The 2,951-nt window shown below is 67.4% G+C and carries 4 protein-coding genes; all 4 read left to right on the top strand.

The genetic code is table 11. The features are described 5' to 3' along the window. Positions 1-305 (top strand): tyrosine-type recombinase/integrase (locus CQY20_RS33520; RefSeq protein WP_165789330.1); only part of this gene is annotated, 305 nt, incomplete at its 5' end. Beyond that, positions 302-1,255, top strand: coding sequence for a hypothetical protein (locus tag CQY20_RS36150; protein WP_337426304.1), 954 nt, complete (start codon positions 302-304; stop codon positions 1,253-1,255). The genes CQY20_RS33520 and CQY20_RS36150, both read left to right, overlap by 4 nt. After that, complete coding sequence (locus CQY20_RS36145) at positions 1,138-2,469, top strand: tyrosine-type recombinase/integrase (protein ID WP_337426301.1); 1,332 nt, start codon at positions 1,138-1,140, stop codon at positions 2,467-2,469. Before CQY20_RS36150 ends, CQY20_RS36145 begins: the two co-directional genes overlap by 118 nt. Further along, positions 2,466-2,909: a DUF6262 family protein gene (locus tag CQY20_RS33510; protein ID WP_097945641.1), complete on the top strand. Its 444-nt coding sequence runs from the start codon at positions 2,466-2,468 to the stop codon at positions 2,907-2,909. Before CQY20_RS36145 ends, CQY20_RS33510 begins: the two co-directional genes overlap by 4 nt. The last annotated feature ends 42 nt before the right edge of the window (positions 2,910-2,951 follow it).

Here is a 2,951-nt window from a genome sequence, read left to right as displayed (position 1 = left end):
TGCTGGTGAACGTGTCCCGGCCACCGTTGTTGGCCGCCTTGCGGGAGACGACGGTCCGGGAGAAAGTGGCCACGCTGCGCCGTCGGGGTATCGGGCCACCCGCGTGGACGCCGCATTGGTTCCGCCACACCCACGCCACCGCCTTGTTGCTTGCTGGAACACCGGAATGGGTGGTTTCCCGGCGTCTCGGCCACGCCCACGTCCAGACCACCCTGGACCTCTACGGCTGGGTCCGCGACGACGACGCCCTGCGAGCGGCCGCCAACTGGGTGTCCTACGCCAGCAGCTGGCAGGTGGCCGAATGATCGACGAGCATGACCACCTGCGGTTGCGCAGCGCCGAACATATCGATCCGATCTGGCGGCTCTGGGAGGAACTACCAGCACAGTGGCGTGGCCCCGTCCTCGGGCCCGGCATCGGGAACTGGGCCTCGATCACCGAGAACGATTGGCCGCAGCTGGATCTGAGCGGACTGCCCGACCCATTCGCCGCGGAGCTGGCGTGGATGGCGCACTGGCAGGCCAGTGACGGCACCCGCGTCTCGGTGTTGGCGATGGCGCAGCTGGCCAACATGATTCGCCGGGCCGTCACCGAGGGCCGCGGCTACGCCCCGTCGATCCGGGCGATGGATTACGACGCCGCCGCAGCGTTGCAGAGCTGGTTCTATCTCAGCCGGGGCAAGAGACTGCCCTCTCCCCGAGGCCGGGGGCGGGTGCACGCACTGTTCGGCTTCGCCCGCCACGCCCTGATCGCCGCCAGTCACGACGGCCCGTGGTGGCAGCTGGACTTCTGGCACCCGCGCTGCGACGCGCGGATTCCATTGACCGATCGTGAACCGGTCGCCAACTACGGCTGTTCTCCCGGAGACCTCCAGGTGCCGTGGCTGCGGGCCGCGGTGAAGTGGCACCTGGGCACGATGCTCGAATCCGGGGCGCTGCGCTGGACCACGGTCAGTCAGGAACGGATGCGCAGCTTTCGCCGGTTCGACAACTGGCTGGCCGGGAGCTTCGACGACCCCACCGAGATACTGGGCGACCCGACGACGGCGGTCGAACAGGCGGCGGCATTCGCGCGGTGGACCGCCGTGGCCGCCAACCGGGTCACCCGCCAATCCGACACCGCCACCTCGGGAGAACGGTGCCGATCCGGGGAATCAACGACGACCTGCGAGCCGTCGCCGGCCTGCTGGACTTCATCGCCGCCAATCCCGGGGAGGCTCGCCGCGTTCTCGGCGCCGAACCCTGGCAACGAGTGACCACCGCACACGCGGCCAGCTGGTTCGGCCGCGTCACCCGAATCCCGCATCACCGCGGTTTCAACGATGCGAACTACATCGACGATCACGCCCTCGCGCAGATCACTGCCGCGCTGCCGCTGATCGGGCTACCCCGCACCGAGCAGATGACCATCACCCGCGGCGATGGCACCACCCTCACCGCCAATGGGCTCGATGATCCGCAAGCGATGCGGATAATCCTGCTGCAGATCCTCACCGGCCGGCGAGCCAGCGAAATCCGCACCTGCGACTTCGACTGCCTCTCGGCTGCGCCCTGCACCACAGCCGCGGGCGACGGCCAAACGCTGACCCGGTTCCGCTATGCACAAAGCAAGATCGACGTCGCACCCGACAGCATCCTGATTGACCGCGAGGTCACCGAAGTCATTGCCGAACAACGCCGTTGGCTGCAAGCCCAGTATCCCGACGGCAGCAGGCGGTATCTGTTTGCCCGGCGCCTGGGCAACCGCCGTGGCGACAAACCCTATCCTTCAGGCACCTACAACTGGGTGCTGCGCACCCTCAGCGAGCTTGTTCAGATCACCGACGCCAAGGGCCGGGGCGTGCGGTTGAGCCACACCCATCGCTTCCGCCACACCCGGCTGACCCGACTGGCCGAACTCGGGTTGCCGATCCACGTCCTGCAGCGCTACGCCGGCCACGCGACCCCCACTATGACGATGCACTACATCGCCGCCCGCGACGAACACGCCGAGCAGGCGTTCCTGGCGACAGCCAAGCTGCGCTCCGACGGCACCCGCATTCACCTCTCCAGCGACGACCACGACAGCCTGCACCTGTTCCGCCGCGCAGACCGGTTCCTACCCAACGGGTGGTGCACGCTGCCACCGCTGCAATCCTGCGACAAAGGCAACGCCTGCCTGACCTGCTCGGTCTTCGTCACCGACCACACCCACCGAGACGTGCTGCAACGCCAACAGCGCGAAACCGCCATCCTGATCGACCGGGCCACCATGGAATTCGAACAACGACACGGCCACCCCATGCCCGACGACAACGTCTGGCTGATCCGCCGCCGCGCCGAACACTTTGCGCTCACCCGCCTGCTGGCCGCCCTGCACGACGCGCCCGCCTCCGCGGCCCACGGCACCACACCCCAGTGTCATCAAGCCAGCGCTGGACCGGTACCGCTGACGCTCGACCTGACCGCCCACCGCAGGAGCATCCCGTGACCGACTCGCGACAACGCCGCATCACCGCCCTCACCGACGCGGCGAAAGTCAAGTCGCTGAACAAAACCCGTGACGCCGAACAGGCCATCAGCCAACTGATCAAACGTGGCGACCCGATCACGTTCCAAGCCGTGCAACGCGAAGCCGGCGTCTCCCACGCCTTCCTCTACAACCATCCCGAACTGCGCACACGCATCGAGCATCTACGCGGCACCCGGCGCAAACCCGCCGCCGACCAGCCCGTCGACACCGACAGCACCCTGGTCATCACGCTGACCCGCCAGATCGCCGAACTCAAGAAGCAGCACCGCCAGCAACTCAAGGCGCTCCGCGACGCCCTCGAGCGAGCACACGGCGAGAACCTCGATCTACGACGCGAACTGGCCCGCCGCGGCACCCACTCCCCACCGAACGTCGCATCAATCGCAACAACGTCCTGAACAGGCAGAACGCGGCACTCTCACTCTCGAACCCGCGATAAC

Origin of the sequence: Mycolicibacterium agri, from assembly GCF_002553505.1 — a bacterium.
In the GTDB taxonomy this organism is placed as follows: domain Bacteria; phylum Actinomycetota; class Actinomycetes; order Mycobacteriales; family Mycobacteriaceae; genus Mycobacterium; species Mycobacterium agri.
This window is presented reverse-complemented; position numbering and strand designations above follow the sequence as displayed.